This window comes from Burkholderia sp. Bp8991 (assembly GCF_003853795.1).
Taxonomy (GTDB): domain Bacteria; phylum Pseudomonadota; class Gammaproteobacteria; order Burkholderiales; family Burkholderiaceae; genus Burkholderia.
The window spans coordinates 49,556-68,372 of the sequence record NZ_QTQJ01000021.1 but is presented as its reverse complement, the minus strand read 5'-3'; the positions used below and the strand labels follow the sequence as shown (position 1 = coordinate 68,372).

Sequence of the window (18,817 nt, the reverse complement as noted above, 5' to 3'; positions counted from 1 at the left end):
CTTACGCTTCTTCCGGTGCGACCTGCTGCTTCTGGGCGAGCCGGTGTTCGAGATAGTGGATGCTGGTGCCGCCTTCGACGAACTTCGAGTCGATCATCAGCTCGCGGTGCAGCGGGATGTTGGTCTGGATGCCTTCGACGACCATTTCCGACAGCGCGATGCGCATCCGGCGGATCGCCTGGTCGCGCGTCGCGCCGTAGGTGATCAGCTTGCCGATCATCGAATCATAGTTCGGCGGCACGAAATAGCCATTGTACGCATGCGAGTCGACGCGCACGCCAGGGCCGCCCGGCGTATGCCACGACGTGATCCGGCCCGGCGACGGCGTGAACTTGAACGGATCTTCCGCGTTGATCCGGCATTCGATCGCATGTCCGCGGAACTCGATGTCGCGCTGGCGCAGCGCGAGCTTCTCGCCGGCAGCGATGCGGATCTGTTCCTGCACGATGTCGACGCCCGTGATCATCTCCGACACCGGGTGCTCGACCTGCACGCGCGTGTTCATCTCGATGAAGTAGAACTCGTTGTTCTCGTACAGGAATTCGAACGTGCCTGCGCCGAGGTAGCCCATCTTCTTGCACGCGTCCGCGCAGCGGTCGCCGATGCGCTCGATCAGGCGGCGCGGAATGCCGGGCGCCGGCGCTTCCTCGATCACCTTCTGGTGACGGCGCTGCATCGAGCAGTCGCGCTCGCCGAGCCAGATCGCGTTCTTGTGCGCGTCCGACAGCACCTGGATTTCGATGTGGCGCGGGTTCTCGAGGAACTTCTCCATGTACACCTGCGGGTTGCCGAACGCACGGCCGGCTTCCTCGCGGGTCATGTTGACCGCGTTCACGAGCGCGGCTTCGGTGTGCACGACGCGCATCCCGCGCCCGCCGCCGCCGCCCGCTGCCTTGATGATGACCGGATAGCCGATCGCGCGCGCAATCTTCACGATCTCCTTCGGATCGTCCGGCAACGCGCCTTCCGAGCCCGGCACGCACGGCACGCCGGTCTTGATCATGGTCTGCTTCGCGGTGACCTTGTCGCCCATCATCCGGATCGTTTCCGGGCGCGGGCCGATGAACGTGAAGCCCGACTGCTCGACGCGTTCGGCGAAATCGGCGTTCTCGGACAGGAAGCCGTAGCCGGGGTGGATCGCCTCGGCATCGGTGACTTCCGCGGCGCTGATCAGCGCCGGCATGTTCAGGTAGCTCAGGTTCGACGGGGCCGGGCCGATACAGACGGCTTCGTCCGCGAGGCGCACGTACTTGGCTTCCTTGTCGGCTTCCGAGTAGACGACCACCGTCTTGACGCCGAGCTCGCGGCACGCGCGCTGGATGCGCAGCGCGATTTCACCGCGGTTGGCAATGAGGATTTTTTCAAACATAGCGAGTATTCGTCTCTTCGAGGGGCGCGCGAACGGCGCCTGGCGAGCATCGGCGGCGCGCGGCCGGACGGGCCGCGCGGCGGACTTAGCCGATCACGAAAAGCGGCTGGCCGTATTCGACGGCCTGGCCGTTCTCGACGAGGATTTCCTTGATCACGCCGGCCTTGTCCGACTCGATCTCGTTGAGCAGCTTCATCGCTTCGATGATGCAGATCGTCTGGCCTTCCTTGACCGTGTCGCCCACCTGGACGAACGGGTCCGCGCCCGGCGACGGCGCGCGATAGAACGTGCCGACCATCGGCGACGTCACGACGTGGCCTTGCGGGGCGGCCGGTGTGGCGGCGGCGCCTGCTGCCGGCGCGGCAGCACCTTCGGTCGGCAGCGCGACCGACGGAGCGGGCGCGCTGACTTGCGGGGCATACCCAGCCGTCGGCTGCACGTAGACCGGCGGCGCGTTCTTGACGATACGCACCTTGCCTTCGCCTTCCGTGACTTCCAGCTCGGAGATGCCGGATTCGGAAACGAGGTCGATCAGAGTTTTCAGCTTACGAAGATCCATCGGGAATTCCCCTTTCAATACGTGAAAGCGCCGGTGGGACCGGCGCTGAATCTAGATCGCGAAATCAGCCGCGCGACGCGCCTTGCAGCTTGTCCAGCGCGTACTCGAGCGCGTACAGATAACCTTTCCAGCCGAGCCCGCAGATCACGCCTTCGGCCTGGTCGGAAAAGTAGGAGTGATGCCTGAACGCTTCGCGGCGGTGCACGTTCGACAGGTGAACCTCGACGAACGGGATGCCGACGCCGGCGATCGCGTCCCGGATCGCGACGCTCGTGTGCGTATACGCGGCGGGATTGATCAGGATGAAATCGGTCTGTTCCTCCCGCGCGGCCTGAATGCGGTCGACGAGCGCGCCTTCATGGTTGCTCTGGAACGACGACAGTTCGGCGCCGGCTTCCTGGGCTCGCGCGGCAAGCGCCTGATCGATCTGCGCAAGCGTGACGCGGCCGTACACCTCCGGTTCCCGGGTGCCGAGAAGGTTCAGGTTGGGGCCGTGCAGCACCAGCAATCGTGTCATGGTCGCTTCTATTTCTGCGGAATTGCGCGAACTTTAGCGCTATTTAGAGAAATTTGTCTAGTTTTGCCGAACGGCCGGGCGCGCCGGACCTGCAAGAATTACCGGTGCGGCTGCAAAGTATCAGCGAATTCACGTGAAATTGCGGCGATCGACGTACAAATCGCTGCCAACGTGCGGGCCGCCGTTCAGGGCGATCACAACGCGTCGAGGGTCTTTTTCAGCTCGGCCGGTTGGATTTGTCCTAATTTTGTCTCGCGAATCTTGCCGGTTTCGTCGATGACGACCGTAAACGGCAGCGCGCCGGCGGTATTTCCGAAATTACGGGCCAGATCGGCGCCCGCATAACCGCTGACGAAAACCGGATAGTCGACCTTCACCTTCTGCAGAAAGTTCTTCACGTTCTGGTCGGAATCGACGCCGATCCCGATGAAGCGGATGCCTTTCTGCTTGTATTGGTGCGACAGCGCGACGAGCTCCGGCATCTCCTCGACGCACGGGCCGCACCACGACGCCCAGAAATTGACCACGACTTTCTGGCCCTTGAAGGAAGCGAGTGACGCCGGCTTGCCGTCGACGCCGGTCAGCGACGCGGCCCACAGCTGGTCGACCGGGCTGCCCTGCGCAGCGGGCGCGGCGACGGCGACGCCGTCATCGGCGCTGCCGCCGCGGAACCAATGGCCGGCGGCGAGCCCGCCGGCGACGGCGGCGGCCGCGACTACCGCGAGCGGCAACATGCGTTTCATCATCATCGTTGAATCATTCCGGTTCGGAAGGGGCGTTGCTGGCTTCGACGAGCGCACGCAATGCGGCGGCGTCCGCGCGGGCGACCCGGCCGCGCGCGTCGGCCTTGACCGCGCCGCGCAGGTCGTCGCTCGCGTAGAGCGCGACGTGAATGCCGATCGCGTCCACGTCGCGCCGCGGGCGCCACAGGAAGCTGAGCGTCTCGACGTCGGCGCGACCGGCGAAATGCCGCGTCTCGGACACGTCGTACTGAACGTTCTGGTTCAGCAGGTAGATCGCGACGTCCTTCGGGTTGTCGGTGAATATCTGCAAATGGATGTCCGAATGCGCGTTCGCGGTGCCGTTCAGCACCGCGCCCGTCACGTACGGATTGAACTCGGCGAGCCGGCGCATCCAGTCGAGCGCGATCTCGCGCAGGCGGCGCAGTTCGTCCGGCTGCGTGTCGCTCTGGAACAGGGCGAGGTACTCGCGCAGTTCTTCCTCGATCAGGTCGTTATCCGGCAGCCATTCGCCGGCAACGCGCGTATCGCCGAACAGCTGGCGCGCGGCCTTGCGCTTCGCGCTGGCGTAATCGAGGCCGTCCTCCGCGATCAGGCGCGCGGCGGACTGGGCGATTTCCTCGCGGGCGCGCCGCGGGTCGACAAGAGGTTTGCGAGACATGATCCGGCAATCATACTCGATCGCGCGGCGGCCGAACGCGGTGCGGCCGCGCGTCGTCCGCCGTGCCGCGCGGCATCCGGATCCGTCGTTCGGGCCGCCGGGCACGGCGGGCCGTCAGTTACAATGACGGTCTTTGTGTCGCGGCGAAAGTCGTTGGCCGGGCGGCCTGTCCGGCGTGCCGCAGACCATCTTTCCGAATCGACGGCGCCCGGCGGCGCGAAAGCATTCATCTATGCACATCCACATTCTTGGCATCTGCGGCACCTTCATGGGCGGTCTCGCCGTGCTCGCGCGCGAGGCCGGCCACACGGTGACGGGTTGCGACGCGGGCGTCTATCCGCCGATGAGCACGCAGCTCGAGGCGCAGGGCATCACGCTGATCGAGGGCTACGGCGCCGAGCAGATCGACCTGAAGCCAGACCTGTTCGTGATCGGCAACGTCGTCACGCGCGGCAACCCGCTGATGGAGGCGATCCTCGATCGCGGCCTGCCTTATGTATCCGGCCCGCAATGGCTCGGCGAACACGTGCTGGCAGGCAAGTGGGTGCTGGCGGTCGCGGGCACGCACGGCAAGACGACCACGTCGTCGATGCTCGCGTGGCTGCTGGAAGATGCCGGCCTGAACCCGGGCTTCCTGATCGGCGGCGTGCCGCTGAACTTCGGCGTGTCGGCGCGGCTGACCGATTCGAGTTTCTTCGTGATCGAGGCCGACGAATACGACACGGCGTTCTTCGACAAGCGCTCGAAGTTCGTCCATTACCGGCCGCGCACCGCGGTGCTCAACAATCTCGAATTCGATCACGCCGACATCTTCCCGGATCTCGCCGCGATCGAAACGCAATTCCATCATCTCGTGCGCACCGTGCCGGGCGTCGGCCGGATCGTGACCAACGGCCGCTCGGACGCGCTCGAGCGCGTGCTCGCGCGCGGCTGCTGGAGCGAGGTCGAGCGCTTCGGCGTCGATGGCGGCTGGCAGGCACTGCCGGCCGAGGACGGCGTACCGGTCGACGAGCGCTTCGCGGTGTATTCGCAGGCCGAGCGTGTCGGTGAGGTCGCGTGGCAGGTGCAGGGCGACCACAACCGGATGAACGCGCTCGCGGCGATCGCCGCCGCCCGCCACGTCGGCGTGCCGCCCGCGCAGGCCGCCGAATCGCTCGCATCGTTTCGCAACGTGAAGCGGCGCATGGAAGTGCGCGGCAGCGTGGATGGGGTAACCGTCTACGACGACTTCGCGCACCATCCGACCGCGATCGAAACCACGATCGCCGGCCTTCGTGCACGCATCGGCCGCCAAAACTCCCGTATTCTCGCCGTGCTCGAGCCGCGTTCGAACACGATGAAGCTCGGCGTGATGAAGGCGCAACTGCCGGCCAGTCTCGCCGACGCCGACCTGGTGTTCGGCTACGGCGCACCGACCGGGCGCGACGCGCTCGGCTGGAACCTCGGCGACGCGCTCGCGCCGCTCGGCGACAAGGCCCGCGCGTTCGACGATCTCCATCTCTTGGTGAAGTCGGTCGTCGAGGCCGCGCGTCCGGGCGACCACGTGCTCGTGATGAGCAACGGCGGCTTCGGCGGCGTGCACCAGAAGCTGCTCGACGCGCTCGGGAGCCGCGCGTGATCCTGTACCTGCACGGGTTCCGGTCGTCGCCGGAGTCGCAGAAGTCGCGGCTCCTCGCCGCGCGCATGGCCGAGCTCGGCCGCACGCCCGAATGGCGCTGCCCGTCGCTGTCGGTGTCGCCGCTCGAGGCGATCGCCGTCGCGGAAGCCGCGGTGGCCGGGGTGCGCGACGTGACGGTGATCGGCAGCTCGCTCGGCGGCTACTACGCGACCTGGCTCGCCGAAAAGCACGGCTGGAAGGCGGTGCTGCTGAATCCGGCGATCGTGCCGCAGCGCGACCTCGAGCAGCATCTGGGCGAACAGCCGCTGTGGCACGGCGGCGGCTCGATTGTCGTCGAACGCCATCACCTGCAGGAGCTCGACGCGCTGCGCGTGCCGGCGATTTCGCGGCCCGAACGCTACTATCTGTTCGCGGCGACGGGCGACGAAGTGCTGGACTACCGCGAGATGCTCGCCCACTACCCGGGCGCGAAAACGCGCGTGATCGAAGGCAGCGACCACGGAATCAGCGAATTTGCCGACTATGTCGACGACGTTCTCGCCTTTTGCGACGACCGAACGTCATGAACCCGGCGTCATGCCGATCGAATTCCCATCATCATGCGGCGCCGCCGATGCGGCGCCCGGCAGTCTGAACGAGAGTACTGAGTGAACGTTTTCTTCGAGGAATCGGGCAGTTTCAAGGCGGGCAGCGTGCTGTCGCGCCAGGGCGACGCGTTTCAAGTCGAGTTGCCCGGCGGGCGGCGGGCGAAGGTGCGCGCGAAAGACGTGCTGATCGAATTCGAGAAGCCGGCCGCGAGCGAGCTGATGCAGGAAGCCGACACGGCCGCGCAGCAGATCGACCTGGATTTCCTGTGGGAATGCGCGCCGGCCGACGAATTCGCGTATACGGCGCTGGCCGCGGAATACTTCGGCGCGACCTACGGCCCGGTCGAGCGCGCGGCGCTGGTGCTGCGGCTGCACGGCTCGCCCGTCTACTTCCGCCGCAAGGGGCGCGGCCAGTATCAGCGCGCGCCGGAAGAGCAGCTCAAGATGGCGCTCGCGTCGCTCGAGCGCAAGCGCCAGCAGGCGCTCGTCCAGGCGCAGTACGAAGAGGAGCTGAAGGCCGGCAAGCTGCCGGAAGCGTTCGCGGGCAAGGTGCTCGGGCTGCTCACGCGGCCGGACAAGAATGCGATCGAATACAAGGCGATGGAAGCGGCGGCCGGCGCGCGCGGCGTGTCGCCGGCGCGGCTGATGCTCGACTGCGGCGGCATCGCGTCGCCGCGTGCGCTGCACGAGGCGCGCTTCCTCGCGGAATTCTTCCCGCACGGCACGGGCTTCCCGGCCGTCACGGTCGGCCCGCTGCCGGACGACCTGCCGCGCGCGGACGTCGAGGCGTTCTCGATCGACGACATCACGACGACCGAAATCGACGACGCGTTCTCGGTCGAGCACCTGTCCGACGGTCGCGTGCGGATCGGCGTGCACATCGCGGCGCCGGCGCTCGGCATCGTGCGCGGCGACGCAGTCGACGCGATCGCGCGCGCGCGCCTGTCGACCGTCTACATGCCGGGCGACAAGATCACGATGCTGCCGGACGACGTGGTCGACGTGTTCACGCTGAAGGAAGGCGACTACCGCCCGGCGCTGTCGCTGTACATCATCGTCAACCGCGAGACGCAGGAGATCGTCGCGAACGAGACGCGCGCCGAACTCGTGTTCGTGAAGAACAACCTGCGCCACAACACGCTCGACGAGCTCGTCAACGAAGAGACGCTCGCCGCCGGCACCGGCGACTATCCGCACAAGGACGACATCGCCGTGCTGTGGCCGCTCGCGCAGGCGCTGTTCGAGAAGCGCCAGGTCGCGCGCGCGGGCTACGGCCTGAAGCGCGAAGTGCAGCGCAACACCGACTACAACTTCTACGTCGAAGGCGAGCACGTGACGATCACGCCGCGCCGCCGCGGCTCGCCGCTCGACCTGATCGTGTCGGAACTCGCGATCCTCGCGAACTCGACGTGGGGCGCGTTCCTGCACGACCACACGGTGCCCGGCATCTACCGCTCGCAGCGCGGCTTCGGCGCGCCGGGCCCGAAGCGCACGCGGATGCAGACGACGGCCGCGCCGCACGAAGGCCTCGGTGTCGCGCAATACGCGTGGAGCACGTCGCCGCTGCGCCGTTACGTCGACCTCGTGAACCAGTGGCAACTGCTGGCGTGCGTGCAGCACGGCGTCACCGCGAAGCTCGCCGCGCCGTTCAAGCCGAAGGACGCCGACCTGTACGCGGTCGTGCAGGGCTTCGACGACACCTATACCGCGTACGCCGACTATCAGCGCCGGATGGAGTACTTCTGGTGCCTGCGCTGGCTCGCGCAGGAGCAGAAGAAGCAGGTCGTCGCGAGCGTCGTGAAGGGCGATCTGGTGCGCCTCGAGGAAATTCCGCTGCTGCTGCACGTGCCGGGGCTTGGCGTGCATGCGCGCGGCACGCGCGTGCTGCTCGACGTGATGTCGCTCGACGAGCTGACGATCGAGGCGTCGGTGCGGCTGCTTAACGTGCTCGACGCGCCGACCGTGACGAGCGGCGACGCGTCCGACGACGAAGACGAGAACGAAGGCGGCGACGACACGCTGGTCGATGCGCAGGACGCGTCGGCGCAAGCCGAGGCCGAAGCACTGGCCGAAGCGGACGGCGCGACTGCCGCGGGCGACGCGGCCGCGACCGCCAACGGCCAGGATGGCGAAGAGGGGCGCGCATCGTGAACGCAGCCGCGTCGACGAGCGGCGCCGACCGCTATGTGGTGTTCGGCAACCCGGTGGCGCACAGCAAGTCGCCGTTCATCCACGCGCAGTTCGCCGCGCAGACGGGCGAGGCGATCGTCTACGAGCACCGGCTCGCGCCGGTCGACGGCTTCGAGGCCGCCGTGCGTGCGTTCATCGCCGAAGGCGGACGCGGTGCGAACGTGACGGTGCCGTTCAAGCTCGACGCGCATGCGCTCGCCGACACGCTGTCGCCGCGCGCGGCGGCGGCGGGCGCGGTGAACACGCTGCGCATCGATGCCGACGGCGGCATCTACGGCGACAACACGGACGGCGTCGGCCTCGTGCGCGACATCGAATCGAATCTCGGCGTGTCGCTCGCGGGCGCGCGCATCCTGCTGCTCGGCGCGGGCGGCGCGGCGCGTGGCGTCGTGCTGCCGATGCTCGAGCGCGCGCCGCTGTCGATCACGATCGTGAACCGCACCGCGAGCAAGGCCGAGGCGCTCGTAGGCCAGTTCACGCAGGCCGCGCACGATGCGGGCTGCGTACTGTCGGGCGGCGGCCCGGACGCCGTGCGGGCCGAGCCGTACGACGTGATCGTCAACGCGACGGCAGGCAGCCTCGATGCGGCGCTGCCGGCGTGCGACGCGGCCGCGTTCGGCGCGGGCACGCTCGCGTACGACATGATGTACGGCGCGCAACCGACGGTGTTCATGCAGCATGCGGCGTCGCTCGGCGCGCGTACGGCCGACGGGCTCGGGATGCTGGTCGAGCAGGCGGCCGAATCGTTCTTCATCTGGCGCGGCGTGCGGCCGGACGGCGCACCGGTGCTGGCCGCGCTGCGCCAGGCGCTCGCGGCGGCCTGAGCGGAGCGCCGCAGGTGGTGGCGGTAAGCGGCACGCAACGCACGCGGACGATCAGCCCGACCCGCTGGATCGTCTATGCGGGTTCGGTGTTCGCGGGCGCGTGGCTCGCGACGCAGCTGTTCTATCTCGTGCAGATCGCCGCGTGGTCGTTCATCAATCCCGGTTCGACCGCGTTCATGCGTACCGACGCATGGTGGCTGTCGCACGACAACCCGCCCGCGCGGATCCAGCACCAGTGGGTGCCGTACGACCAGATCTCGCGCAACCTGAAGCGCGCGCTGATCGCGTCGGAGGATTCGACCTTCGCGACCAACAACGGCTACGACGTCGACGCGATCCTGCAGGCATGGGAGAAGAACAAGGCGCGCGGCCGGATCGTCGCGGGCGGTTCGACGATCACCCAGCAGCTCGCGCGCAACCTGTTCCTGTCGCGCGAGAAGAGCTACATCCGCAAGGGGCAGGAGCTGATCATCACGTGGATGCTCGAGACGGTGCTCGACAAGGAGCGGATCTTCGAGATCTACCTGAATTCGGTCGAATGGGGTCGCGGCGTGTACGGCGCCGAGGCCGCCGCCCGTTATTACTACAGGATTCCCGCGAGCCGGCTCGGCGCGTGGCAGTCGGCGCGCCTCGCGGTGATGCTGCCGAAGCCGCGCTGGTTCGACGCGCACCGCGGCTCGGCCTACCAGGCGCAGCGCGCGGCCGTCATTGCCCGCCGCATGGGCGCGGCCGAACTTCCGCAATCGCAGTGAGCGGCGCACCCGCGCCGTCGCATTGTCCGTTCCGTCGCCGGTGCGCCATTGGTGCACTGCAGCGCATTCGTGATGCCCGCATTTCGGGCCGCATCCATTAGACGAATTCGTCTATTTCGCTTTGCTGAGCAATGCCCGCACGCGCGGAATTTTGTTTGTCGATATGGCACGAAATCCGCGTGATTTTTAGTGCTCCGGAGTAAACACGAAAGCAATCGAAAGGCGACTGAAAAGCGCCGGTTCGCGAATCGAAGCATTCCTGAAAGGTGTGCACTGCACCGGCCATCGATCGAATATTTCCAAATTTTTCAAAGCCGACCCGCTCGCGTATATTGGCCGGCGCCTCGGCTTATCGGCCGCAATCGAGGCGGGGGGCGGCTCACCCGGCTGCTCGACACAAAAAAACATTCGAGAGAAGGAAAGCAACGATGCCAGCGAGCAAAGCGAAGCTGTGGTTGGGAGTTGTGTTCTCTTCGCTGATTCTGGCGGCCTGCAACGACGACGTGACCCCGTCCTCGGCAGCAGGTACCGCCAATTCAGCCGATCCCGCCGCTCAGGTGGACAGGCCGTACAACGATCCCAACAGTTATTCATCGAGCGCGACCGCATCGCTCGACGCGTCCGCCGCGGTCGAAAAGGCCGCCGTCACCCATCACCAGATCACGCTGAACGGCAAGACGATTCGCTACACGGCCACCGCCGGCCATCTCGTCGCGCGCAATCCGCGGACGGGCGCGCCCGAAGCCTCGTTCTTCTACATCGCGTACACCGCGGACAACCAGCCCGCGGCGAAGCGGCCCGTCACGTTCCTGTACAACGGCGGCCCCGGTTCCGCATCGGTGTGGCTGCATCTCGGCTCGTTCGGTCCGAAGCGGATCCAGACGGGCGACCCGAACGCGAATGCCTCGACGTTCCCGTTCGTCGACAACGCGGAAAGCCTGCTCGATACGACCGACCTCGTGTTCGTCGATGCGATCGGCACCGGCTTCTCGGAGGCGATCGCGCCGAACACGAACCAGACGTTCTGGGGTGTCGACCAGGACGGCGGCGCGTTCCGCGACTTCGTGATGCGCTACATCGCCGTGAACCAGCGCAACGATTCGCCGAAATACCTGTTCGGCGAGTCGTACGGCACGCCGCGCACCGACGTGCTCGCGAACCTGCTCGAGACGGCCGGCGTGAAGCTCGACGGCATCGTGCTGCAGTCGTCGATCCTGAACTACAACGCGAACTGCGACATGGCGAGCGACTATGTCGGCAACTCGAACAACGGGGCGAGCCCGGTGAGCTGCGCGGGCTTCGTGCCGTCCTACGGCACCGTCGGCGCGTACTACCAGCTCGACAATCCGAACCCGTCGAGCCTGCCGCAGTACGCGGACCAGATGCGCCAGTTGACGGCCGGCAGCTACACGCCCGCCGTGAACGCCTATCTCGCGAGCCACACGCCGCCTCCGCCTGCGCTCGTCACGACGATGGTGAATTCGACCGGCGTGAAGCAGTCGCTTTGGAATGCTGACTTCAACGTGGTCCCGACCTTCTTCGACAACAGCTTCCAGGTAGCGCTGATCCCGGGCACGCTGATCGGCCGCTACGACGCACGCGTGAACGTGCCGTCGTCGAGCCCGCTCGCGGCGGACGGGGACCCGTCGAGCACGTTCATCACGAAGCCGTTCACCGACACGATCGGCAGCTACCTGCCGAACGTGCTGAAGTACAGCGCGCAGTCGGCGTATTCGCTCAGCAGCAATGCGATCGAGACCTGGGACTGGACGCACGACGGCCTCGCGATGCCCGACACGATTCCCGATCTCGCGGCTGCGCTGACGTTGAATCCGTCGCTGAAGGTGCTGTCGCTGAACGGGTATCACGACATCGCGACGCCGTTCTACCAGACCGAGCTCGACCTCGCGCGGCTCGGCACGCAACCGAACCTGACGATCAAGGACTATCAGGGTGGACACATGGTCTATCTCGACGATACGTCGCGTCCGCAGGAGAAAGCCGACCTCGTCACTTTCTACAACGCGGCCGCGCACTGATGCGATGTGCGGGCCTGGCGACGCGCGCCCGCGGCGGCGCCGTTCGCCGGCCGTCGACGACCTCATTCCAGACTGGAGCCTGACATGAAGAAACGTTTCATCGTCGTTGCCGCGGCGCTCGCATGCGCCGGGGTTGCAGCATCCGCATCGGTGTCCGCGTTCGCGCAGGCGAGCGACGCCGCCACCCCGGCGCGCGCGCGCCAGGCGCAGCTCGGCGATCCATACGTGCCGCCGGCCGCGCGCAAGCCGACCGCCGGCACGCAGACGACGGGCGCCGCGCTGCACGCGCAGGTGGTGCGCAAGCTCGCGCGGCAGTTCGGCGCGGCCGACACGCAGAACACCGGCTCGATCACCGAAGCGCAGGCGCGCGCGGCCGGCCTCGGCTACGTCGCGAACCACTTCCGGCAGATCGACGCGAACGGTAGCGGCCGCGTGTCGTTCTCCGACGTGCAGCGCTACATGCAGGCGCGCAGCACGAACCAGCAGTAAGCGCGCCGCGCGCGGATAACGGGGGCGGGACCCGCAACGTGTCGGGTTCCGCCCCCGTGCGCATGGCGCGGCGGTTCCGCGCCGAATGCCGCGGCTTCCGTCGCTTTTCTCATTATCTGGACAATGCACTCAAATATTGGAGGCGAGTGCGTGCGCTCCTACAATCCGAAGCACATCGACAGCTTCGGACCCACGCATCGCGCGGCGCCCGACGCACACGGAGACACCTTCCATGACGTTCGCCGGGCGCTTTCCTCGGTGCATCGACCGCCGCGTTGCCGCGACGCCGGACTTCGTTCCGGCCTCGCAACAGCGGCTAGACCGATTCCGCTGAAGAAGCCCGTTCCATGACCAAGATGCCCGATACCCTTGCTCTCGACGCCCGGCGCGCGACGCCGGACGATGCGCCGCTGACCGACAGCATCGGCGCGACCAGCACGCCGCTCGACCTCGCCGCGCAGCAGGCCGGCACGCAGACGCTGCTGCGCGGCCTCGCGATCCTCGAAGCGATCGCGAACGGCGCGCGCGACATGCGCGCGATCGGCGCCGCGCTCGGCACGACGCGCAGCACGACGCACCGTCTCGTCAGCAGCCTCGTGCAGGCGCGCTACCTGCGCCAGGTGCAGGGCGGCTACCTGCTCGGCCCGAAGCTGATCGAACTCGGCACGATCGCGCTCGAGCAGATGCCGCTCACGGCGGTTGCACGGCCGCACCTCGAGGCGCTCGCCGAAGCGACGCTCGACACGATCCACCTCGGTGTGCGCGACGGCGACGACGTGCTGTACATCGACAAGATTCCCGGCACGCGCGGCCTCGAGATGCGTTCGCGCGTCGGCCACCGGATGCCGCTCGCGTCGACCGGCATCGGCAAGGCGATGATGCTCGACCTCGATCCGGACCGGTGGCGCTCGCTGTTCGAAGCCGCGCGGCGCGCGCTGGCCGGCGTCAATTTCAAGCCGGACAACCGGCCCGAGACGAGCGCGTTCCTGCAGCGCATGGCGCATTACGCGGCCGGCGGCTACACGTTCGACCTCGAGGAAAACGAAGCATCGATCCGTTGCGTGGCCGCACCGATCCGCGACGCGTCGGGCGCGATCGTCGCCGCCGTATCGGTCGCGAGCACGATCCCGTACATGCCGCACGACCGGATGGACGAACTGATTCCGCTCGTGCAGCGCGAAGCGCGAGCCATTTCCGCGGAACTGGGCTGGAGCCCGCCGCAGGGTACCCGCAGGATCAAACGATGACCCACTCGACCCGGACCGCTCCGGACGCCAACACCGCCACCCCGTCGCTGATCGCGCTCGACTGGGGCACGACGTCGCTGCGCGCGTATCTGTTCGACGCGCACGGCGCGCTGCTCGACACGCGCAGCCGCGCGGCAGGCGTGATGCACGTGCCGGCCGGCGGCGCGCGTGCCTTCGACGTCGTGTTCGAGGAAGCGTGCGGCGACTGGCTCGACCGCGCGCCGGGCGTGCCGGTGCTGGCGGCCGGGATGGTCGGTAGCGCGCAGGGCTGGCGCGAGGCGCCGTACGTCGCGGTGCCGGCCGGCGCCGACGCGCTCGTCGCGGGGCTCGTCACGGTGACGACGGCGCGCGGCACGACTGTATCGATCGTGCCGGGCGTGATCGCGACGGGCGAATTGCCCGACGTGATGCGCGGCGAAGAAACGCAGATATTCGGCGCACTCGCGAACGATCCCATGCTTGATGCCGATCGTTCAGGGGTACTGATCGGCTTGCCGGGCACGCATGCGAAGTGGGCATGGGTGAAGGACGGGCTCATCGAGCGCTTCCAGACCTTCATGACGGGCGAGCTGTTCGCGGCGCTGCGCGATCACACGATCCTCGGCCGCACGATGCGCGCGAGCGCGTCGCCCGACCGCGCGGCGTTCGCCCGCGGCGTCGCGGTGGCCCGCGGCGCGCAGCGCGCGGGACTGCTCGCGACGATCTTCAGCACGCGCACGCTCGGCCTGACCGACCGGCTCGCGCCCGATGCGCAGGGCGACTATCTGTCCGGGCTGCTGATCGGCCATGAGCTGAACGCGCTCGACGCGATGCTCGCGGAGCGCGGTGTCGCGCTCGCGAACCAGCCGCTGCTGCTGATCGGCGACGACCGATTGTGCGCGCGCTACGTCGACGCGCTGAGCGTATTCGGCTGCACGCATGCACGCGTCGTCGCACAGGCGACCGAGCGCGGCTTGTGGTGGATCGCGTCGCGCGCCGGACTCGTGCGCGCGGATGGCGAACCCGTCTGCGCCGACCAATGAACCGATTGAAGAGGAACTGCCGATGTCGTCCGACCTTACGCTGCCCGCGCCGTACACGCCGCACGCCGCGCTGATGCGCGCGTTCGACGCGTGCCCGCTGATCGCGATCATGCGCGGCATCGCGCCCGCGGAAGCTGTCGACCACGGCCTTGCGCTGCATGAAGCCGGCTTCCGGATCGTCGAGGTGCCGCTGAACTCGCCCGATCCGTTCGGCAGCATCGCGGCGCTGCGCCGCGCGCTGCCCGACGACATGATCGTCGGCGCGGGCACCGTGCTGCGCGCCGAATTCGTCGACCGCGTGCAGGACGCGGGCGGCACGCTGATCGTGATGCCGCACAGCGACGCGGCGGTGATCCGCCGCGCGCGCGAGCGCGGGCTCGCGAGCGCACCGGGCGTCGCGACGCCGACCGAGGCGTTCGCCGCGCTCGCGAACGGCGCCGACTTGCTGAAGATGTTCCCGGCCGAGCAGCTCGGCGTGCCCGTCGTGAAGGCGTGGCGCGCGGTGATCGACCGCGCGGTGCCGCTGCTTCCGGTCGGCGGGATTACGCCGGACAACATGCAGCCGTTCCTCGCGGCAGGCGCCAACGGCTTCGGCCTGGGTTCGGCGCTGTACCGGCCCGGCCAGTCGGCGGACACGACCGCGGCGAACGCACGCGCGTTCCAGGCCGGCCTGCGCGCGGCGCGCGGCGGAGCCGCATGATGGAACGCCTCGCGGGCAAGGTCGCGATGGTGACGGGCGCGGGCCGCGGGATCGGCGCCGCGATGGCGCAGGCGTTCGCGCGCGAGGGCGCGGCCGTCGCGCTCGTCGACCTCGACTTCGCGCAGGCGCAGCGCACGGCCGCGGCGATCACCGACGACATCGACGGCGCGCGCGTGCTGGCGCTGCATGCGGACGTCGCGCGGCAGGACTCGGTACGCGACGCGCTCGCGCAGACCGAAGCGGCTTTCGGCCCGCTCGACGTGCTGGTGAACAACGCGGGCATCAACGTGTTCGCCGATCCGCTGACGATGACGGACGACGACTGGCGCCGCTGCTTCGCGGTCGACCTCGACGGCGTGTGGCACGGCTGCCGCGCGGCGCTGCCGGGCATGGTCGAGCGCGGCCGCGGCAGCATCGTGAACATCGCGTCGACGCATGCGTTCCGGATCATCCCGGGCTGCTTTCCGTATCCGGTCGCGAAACACGGCGTGCTGGGCCTCACGCGTGCGCTCGGTATCGAATACGCGGCGCGCAACGTGCGCGTGAACGCGATCGCGCCCGGCTACATCGAGACGCAGCTCACGCGCGACTGGTGGGATGCGCAGGCCGACCCGGCCGCGGCGCGCGCCGAGACGCTCGCGCTGCAGCCGATGAAGCGGATCGGCAAACCGGAGGAAGTCGCGATGACGGCCGTGTTCCTCGCGTCCGACGAGGCGCCGTTCATCAATGCCGCGTGCATCACCGTCGACGGCGGGCGCGCGGCGCTGTACCACGACTGACGCAACGATTCGACAGACCGCACGTGCGACGGCCGCGCGCACGCTGCGTCGAAACCAACAAGCGGCTGCATTCCGTTCGATGAAGACAAGGAGACACTGGAGATGAAACGCAGAACGTTCGTAACGCTGGCCGCCGCGGCCGCGGTGGTGATGGGAAGCCCGGTGGCGCACGCGGCCGACCCGGTCAAGATCGGCTTCCTCGTGAAGCAGCCGGAAGAGCCGTGGTTCCAGGACGAATGGAAGTTCGCCGAGATCGCGGCGAAGGACAAGGGCTTCACGCTCGTGAAGATCGGCGCGCCGTCGGGCGAGAAGGTGATGAGCGCGATCGACAACCTGTCCGCGCAGAAGGCGCAGGGCTTCATCATCTGCACGCCCGACGTGAAGCTCGGGCCGGGCATCGTCGCGAAGGCGAAGTCGCACAACCTGAAGATGATGACGGTCGACGACCGCCTCGTCGACGGCGCGGGCAAGCCGATCGAGGCGGTGCCGCACATGGGGATCTCCGCGTACAACATCGGCAAGCAGGTCGGCGACGGCATCGCGGCCGAGATCAAGAAGCGCGGCTGGAACATGAAGGACGTCGGCGCGATCGACATCACCTACGAGCAACTGCCGACCGCGCACGACCGCACGAGCGGCGCGACCGATGCGCTGGTGGCCGCCGGCTTTCCGAAGGCGAACGTGATCGCGGCGCCGCAGGCGAAGACCGACACCGAGAACGCGTTCAACGCGGCGAACATCGCGCTCACCAAGAACCCGCAGTTCAAGCACTGGGTCGCCTACGGCCTGAACGACGAGGCCGTGCTCGGCGCGGTGCGCGCGGCCGAAGGGCGCGGCTTCAAGGCGGACAACATGATCGGCATCGGCATCGGCGGTTCCGATTCGGCGTTGAACGAGTTCAAGAAGCCGCAGCCGACGGGCTTCTACGGCACCGTGATCATCAGCCCGAAGCGCCACGGCGAGGAAACCTCCGAGCTGATGTACACGTGGATCACGCAGGGCAAGGCGCCGGCGCCGCTCACGCTGACCACCGGCATGCTCGCGACGCGCGACAACGTGTCGAAGGTGCGCGAGGAGATGGGGCTTGCCTCGAAGTAAGCGGCACGCCGGCCGCCGCGGCGATGCGGCGGCCGGCGATCGATGGATCTGCAAGTGGGGAGACGACGTGTCAGCGGCACTGCGTTTTGACAATATCGGCAAGGTATTTCCCGGCGTGCGCGCACTCGACGGCATCTCGTTCGACGTGCACGCGGGCGAGGTGCATGGCCTGATGGGCGAGAACGGCGCGGGCAAGTCGACGCTGCTGAAGATTCTCGGCGGCGAATACCAGCCCGATGCGGGCAGCGTGCTGGTCGACGGCCAGCCCGTGCATTTCTCGAGTGCGGCCGCGTCGATCGCGGCCGGCATCGCGGTGATTCACCAGGAGCTGCAGTACGTGCCCGACCTGACGGTCGCGGAGAACCTGCTGCTCGGCCGCCTGCCGAATGCGCTCGGCTGGGTGAGGAAGGGCGAGGCGAAGCGCCACGTGCGCGATCGGCTCGCGGCGATGGGCGTCGATCTCGATCCGGATGCGAAGCTCGGCCGGCTGTCGATCGCGCAGCGGCAGATGGTCGAGATCTGCAAGGCGCTGATGCGCAATGCGCGCGTGATCGCGCTCGACGAGCCGACGAGCTCGCTGTCGCATCGCGAGACCGAGGTGCTGTTCAAGCTCGTCGACGACCTGCGCGCGCAGGGTCGCGCGCTGATCTACATCTCGCACCGGATGGACGAGATCTACCGGCTGTGCGATGCGTGCACGATCTTTCGCGACGGGCGCAAGATCGCGTCGCACGAATCGCTCGCCGACGTGCCGCGCGAGCGGCTGGTCGCCGAGATGGTCGGGCGCGAAATTTCGGATATCTACCATTACGCGCCGCGCGCGCTCGGCGACGTGCGGTTGTCGGCGGAAGGCGTCGATGGTCCGGCGCTGCGCGAACCCGCGAGCTTCTCGGTGCGCGCGGGCGAGATCGTCGGGTTCTTCGGCCTCGTCGGCGCGGGACGCAGCGAGCTGATGCGGCTCGTGTACGGCGCCGACCGCCGGCGCGCGGGCACGCTGACGCTCGACGGCCGGCGTATCGACGTGAAGCGCACCGGCGACGCGATCCGTCACGGCATCGTGCTGTGTCCGGAAGACCGCAAGGAGGAAGGGATCATCGCGATGGCGTCGGTCGCGGAGAACATCAACATCAGCTGCCGCCGTCATTCGCTGCGCGCGGGCCTGTTCATCGACCGCAAGACCGAAAGCGAAACGGCCGACCGCTTCATCCAGCGGCTGAAGATCAAGACGCCGAACCGGCGGCAGAAGATCCGCTTCCTGTCGGGCGGCAACCAGCAGAAGGCGATCCTGTCGCGCTGGCTCGCGGAGCCCGACCTGAAGGTCGTGATCCTCGACGAGCCGACGCGCGGCATCGACGTCGGTGCGAAGCACGAGATCTACGACGTGATCTACCGGCTCGCGGAGCGCGGCTGCGCGATCGTGATGGTGTCGTCGGAGCTGCCGGAAGTGCTCGGCGTGTCCGATCGCATCGTCGTGATGCGCGAAGGGCGGATCGCGGGCGAGCTGCCGCGCGAACGGGCGAACGAGCATGCGGTGCTGAGCCTCGCGCTGCCGCAGACGAGCGTCATCGAGGCGGCTGACGCAGTGTGAGGTCGCCGCGGGCGACGCAGGACATTCGAATCGATCAC

The 18,817-nt window shown here is 67.9% G+C and carries 18 protein-coding genes; 13 read left to right on the top strand and 5 right to left on the bottom strand.

From position 1 onward, the window contains the following. Position 1: 1 nt before the first annotated feature. From accC to DIE02_RS23115, 5 genes are all read right to left on the bottom strand, one after another. Positions 2 to 1,369: an acetyl-CoA carboxylase biotin carboxylase subunit gene (gene accC, locus DIE02_RS23135; protein WP_044844200.1), complete on the bottom strand. Its 1,368-nt coding sequence runs from the start codon at positions 1,367 to 1,369 to the stop codon at positions 2 to 4. 85 nt (positions 1,370 to 1,454) lie between these two features. After that, positions 1,455 to 1,928 (bottom strand): acetyl-CoA carboxylase biotin carboxyl carrier protein, encoded by a 474-nt coding sequence (gene accB / locus DIE02_RS23130; RefSeq protein ID WP_124488237.1) that lies wholly within the window; start codon positions 1,926 to 1,928, stop codon positions 1,455 to 1,457. 64 nt (positions 1,929 to 1,992) lie between these two features. Then, the gene (aroQ, locus tag DIE02_RS23125; protein ID WP_040143361.1) at positions 1,993 to 2,445 is read right to left on the bottom strand and encodes a type II 3-dehydroquinate dehydratase; all 453 of its coding nucleotides are present in this window, start codon (positions 2,443 to 2,445) and stop codon (positions 1,993 to 1,995) included. Positions 2,446 to 2,639: 194 nt separating this feature from the next. Beyond that, a complete protein-coding gene (locus DIE02_RS23120) occupies positions 2,640 to 3,194 on the bottom strand; it encodes a TlpA disulfide reductase family protein (RefSeq protein WP_124488238.1) in 555 nt (184 codons plus the stop codon). Positions 3,195 to 3,201: 7 nt separating this feature from the next. After that, positions 3,202 to 3,846, bottom strand: coding sequence for a UDP-N-acetylmuramate--alanine ligase (locus DIE02_RS23115; protein ID WP_124488239.1), 645 nt, complete (start codon positions 3,844 to 3,846; stop codon positions 3,202 to 3,204). Positions 3,847 to 4,078: 232 nt separating this feature from the next. Here DIE02_RS23115 and mpl point away from each other — a divergent pair, with 232 nt between their 5' ends. The 13 genes from mpl (at position 4,079) to araG (ending at position 18,779) form a co-directional block, all read left to right on the top strand. Continuing rightward, positions 4,079 to 5,464, top strand: coding sequence for a UDP-N-acetylmuramate:L-alanyl-gamma-D-glutamyl-meso-diaminopimelate ligase (mpl, locus tag DIE02_RS23110; protein WP_059689100.1), 1,386 nt, complete (start codon positions 4,079 to 4,081; stop codon positions 5,462 to 5,464). Further along, on the top strand, positions 5,461 to 6,030 hold the full coding sequence (locus DIE02_RS23105; protein WP_044844196.1) for a YqiA/YcfP family alpha/beta fold hydrolase: 570 nt from the start codon (positions 5,461 to 5,463) through the stop codon (positions 6,028 to 6,030). Before mpl ends, DIE02_RS23105 begins: the two co-directional genes overlap by 4 nt. 81 nt (positions 6,031 to 6,111) lie before the next feature. After that, complete coding sequence (locus DIE02_RS23100; RefSeq protein WP_124488240.1) at positions 6,112 to 8,202, top strand: RNB domain-containing ribonuclease; 2,091 nt, start codon at positions 6,112 to 6,114, stop codon at positions 8,200 to 8,202. Further along, on the top strand, positions 8,199 to 9,065 hold the full coding sequence (aroE, locus tag DIE02_RS23095) for a shikimate dehydrogenase (protein WP_124488241.1): 867 nt from the start codon (positions 8,199 to 8,201) through the stop codon (positions 9,063 to 9,065). The genes DIE02_RS23100 and aroE overlap by 4 nt, the downstream gene beginning before the upstream one ends. A gap of 14 nt (positions 9,066 to 9,079) precedes the next feature. Continuing rightward, positions 9,080 to 9,817 (top strand): monofunctional biosynthetic peptidoglycan transglycosylase, encoded by a 738-nt coding sequence (gene mtgA / locus DIE02_RS23090; RefSeq protein ID WP_124488242.1) that lies wholly within the window; start codon positions 9,080 to 9,082, stop codon positions 9,815 to 9,817. 428 nt (positions 9,818 to 10,245) lie between these two features. After that, entirely contained in the window at positions 10,246 to 11,856 is a 1,611-nt protein-coding gene (locus DIE02_RS23085; protein ID WP_124488243.1) for a S10 family peptidase, read from the top strand. Between the two features lie 84 nt (positions 11,857 to 11,940). Continuing rightward, positions 11,941 to 12,345, top strand: a complete 405-nt coding sequence (locus DIE02_RS23080) for a hypothetical protein (RefSeq protein ID WP_044844191.1) — start codon at positions 11,941 to 11,943, stop codon at positions 12,343 to 12,345. A gap of 347 nt (positions 12,346 to 12,692) precedes the next feature. Then, the gene (locus tag DIE02_RS23070; RefSeq protein WP_044844190.1) at positions 12,693 to 13,592 is read left to right on the top strand and encodes an IclR family transcriptional regulator; all 900 of its coding nucleotides are present in this window, start codon (positions 12,693 to 12,695) and stop codon (positions 13,590 to 13,592) included. After that, positions 13,589 to 14,614 (top strand): 2-dehydro-3-deoxygalactonokinase, encoded by a 1,026-nt coding sequence (locus DIE02_RS23065; protein ID WP_124488244.1) that lies wholly within the window; start codon positions 13,589 to 13,591, stop codon positions 14,612 to 14,614. The genes DIE02_RS23070 and DIE02_RS23065 overlap by 4 nt, the downstream gene beginning before the upstream one ends. Before the next feature lie 22 nt (positions 14,615 to 14,636). Beyond that, positions 14,637 to 15,314 (top strand): 2-dehydro-3-deoxy-6-phosphogalactonate aldolase, encoded by a 678-nt coding sequence (locus tag DIE02_RS23060; protein WP_124488245.1) that lies wholly within the window; start codon positions 14,637 to 14,639, stop codon positions 15,312 to 15,314. Then, positions 15,314 to 16,093, top strand: a complete 780-nt coding sequence (locus DIE02_RS23055; protein WP_124488271.1) for an SDR family oxidoreductase — start codon at positions 15,314 to 15,316, stop codon at positions 16,091 to 16,093. Before DIE02_RS23060 ends, DIE02_RS23055 begins: the two co-directional genes overlap by 1 nt. 102 nt (positions 16,094 to 16,195) lie before the next feature. Beyond that, a complete protein-coding gene (locus tag DIE02_RS23050; RefSeq protein ID WP_044844187.1) occupies positions 16,196 to 17,191 on the top strand; it encodes an arabinose ABC transporter substrate-binding protein in 996 nt (331 codons plus the stop codon). Positions 17,192 to 17,258: 67 nt separating this feature from the next. Beyond that, positions 17,259 to 18,779 carry an L-arabinose ABC transporter ATP-binding protein AraG gene (gene araG, locus DIE02_RS23045; RefSeq protein WP_124488246.1) on the top strand — a complete coding sequence of 507 codons (1,521 nt, stop codon included), beginning with the start codon at positions 17,259 to 17,261 and terminating at the stop codon, positions 18,777 to 18,779. Positions 18,780 to 18,817: the final 38 nt, after the last annotated feature.

What these genes read in the sequence shown, in the direction of transcription:
- mpl (WP_059689100.1), top strand. Translation starts at nt 4,079, where the DNA reads ATGCACATCCACATTCTTGGCATCTGCGGCACCTTCATGGGCGGTCTC.
- accC (WP_044844200.1), bottom strand. Translation starts at nt 1,369, where the DNA reads ATGTTTGAAAAAATCCTCATTGCCAACCGCGGTGAAATCGCGCTGCGC.
- DIE02_RS23120 (WP_124488238.1), bottom strand. Translation starts at nt 3,194, where the DNA reads ATGATGATGAAACGCATGTTGCCGCTCGCGGTAGTCGCGGCCGCCGCC.
- DIE02_RS23080 (WP_044844191.1), top strand. Translation starts at nt 11,941, where the DNA reads ATGAAGAAACGTTTCATCGTCGTTGCCGCGGCGCTCGCATGCGCCGGG.
- DIE02_RS23115 (WP_124488239.1), bottom strand. Translation starts at nt 3,846, where the DNA reads ATGTCTCGCAAACCTCTTGTCGACCCGCGGCGCGCCCGCGAGGAAATC.
- aroQ (WP_040143361.1), bottom strand. Translation starts at nt 2,445, where the DNA reads ATGACACGATTGCTGGTGCTGCACGGCCCCAACCTGAACCTTCTCGGC.
- DIE02_RS23070 (WP_044844190.1), top strand. Translation starts at nt 12,693, where the DNA reads ATGACCAAGATGCCCGATACCCTTGCTCTCGACGCCCGGCGCGCGACG.
- DIE02_RS23085 (WP_124488243.1), top strand. Translation starts at nt 10,246, where the DNA reads ATGCCAGCGAGCAAAGCGAAGCTGTGGTTGGGAGTTGTGTTCTCTTCG.
- DIE02_RS23050 (WP_044844187.1), top strand. Translation starts at nt 16,196, where the DNA reads ATGAAACGCAGAACGTTCGTAACGCTGGCCGCCGCGGCCGCGGTGGTG.
- DIE02_RS23065 (WP_124488244.1), top strand. Translation starts at nt 13,589, where the DNA reads ATGACCCACTCGACCCGGACCGCTCCGGACGCCAACACCGCCACCCCG.
- DIE02_RS23060 (WP_124488245.1), top strand. Translation starts at nt 14,637, where the DNA reads ATGTCGTCCGACCTTACGCTGCCCGCGCCGTACACGCCGCACGCCGCG.
- accB (WP_124488237.1), bottom strand. Translation starts at nt 1,928, where the DNA reads ATGGATCTTCGTAAGCTGAAAACTCTGATCGACCTCGTTTCCGAATCC.
- DIE02_RS23055 (WP_124488271.1), top strand. Translation starts at nt 15,314, where the DNA reads ATGGAACGCCTCGCGGGCAAGGTCGCGATGGTGACGGGCGCGGGCCGC.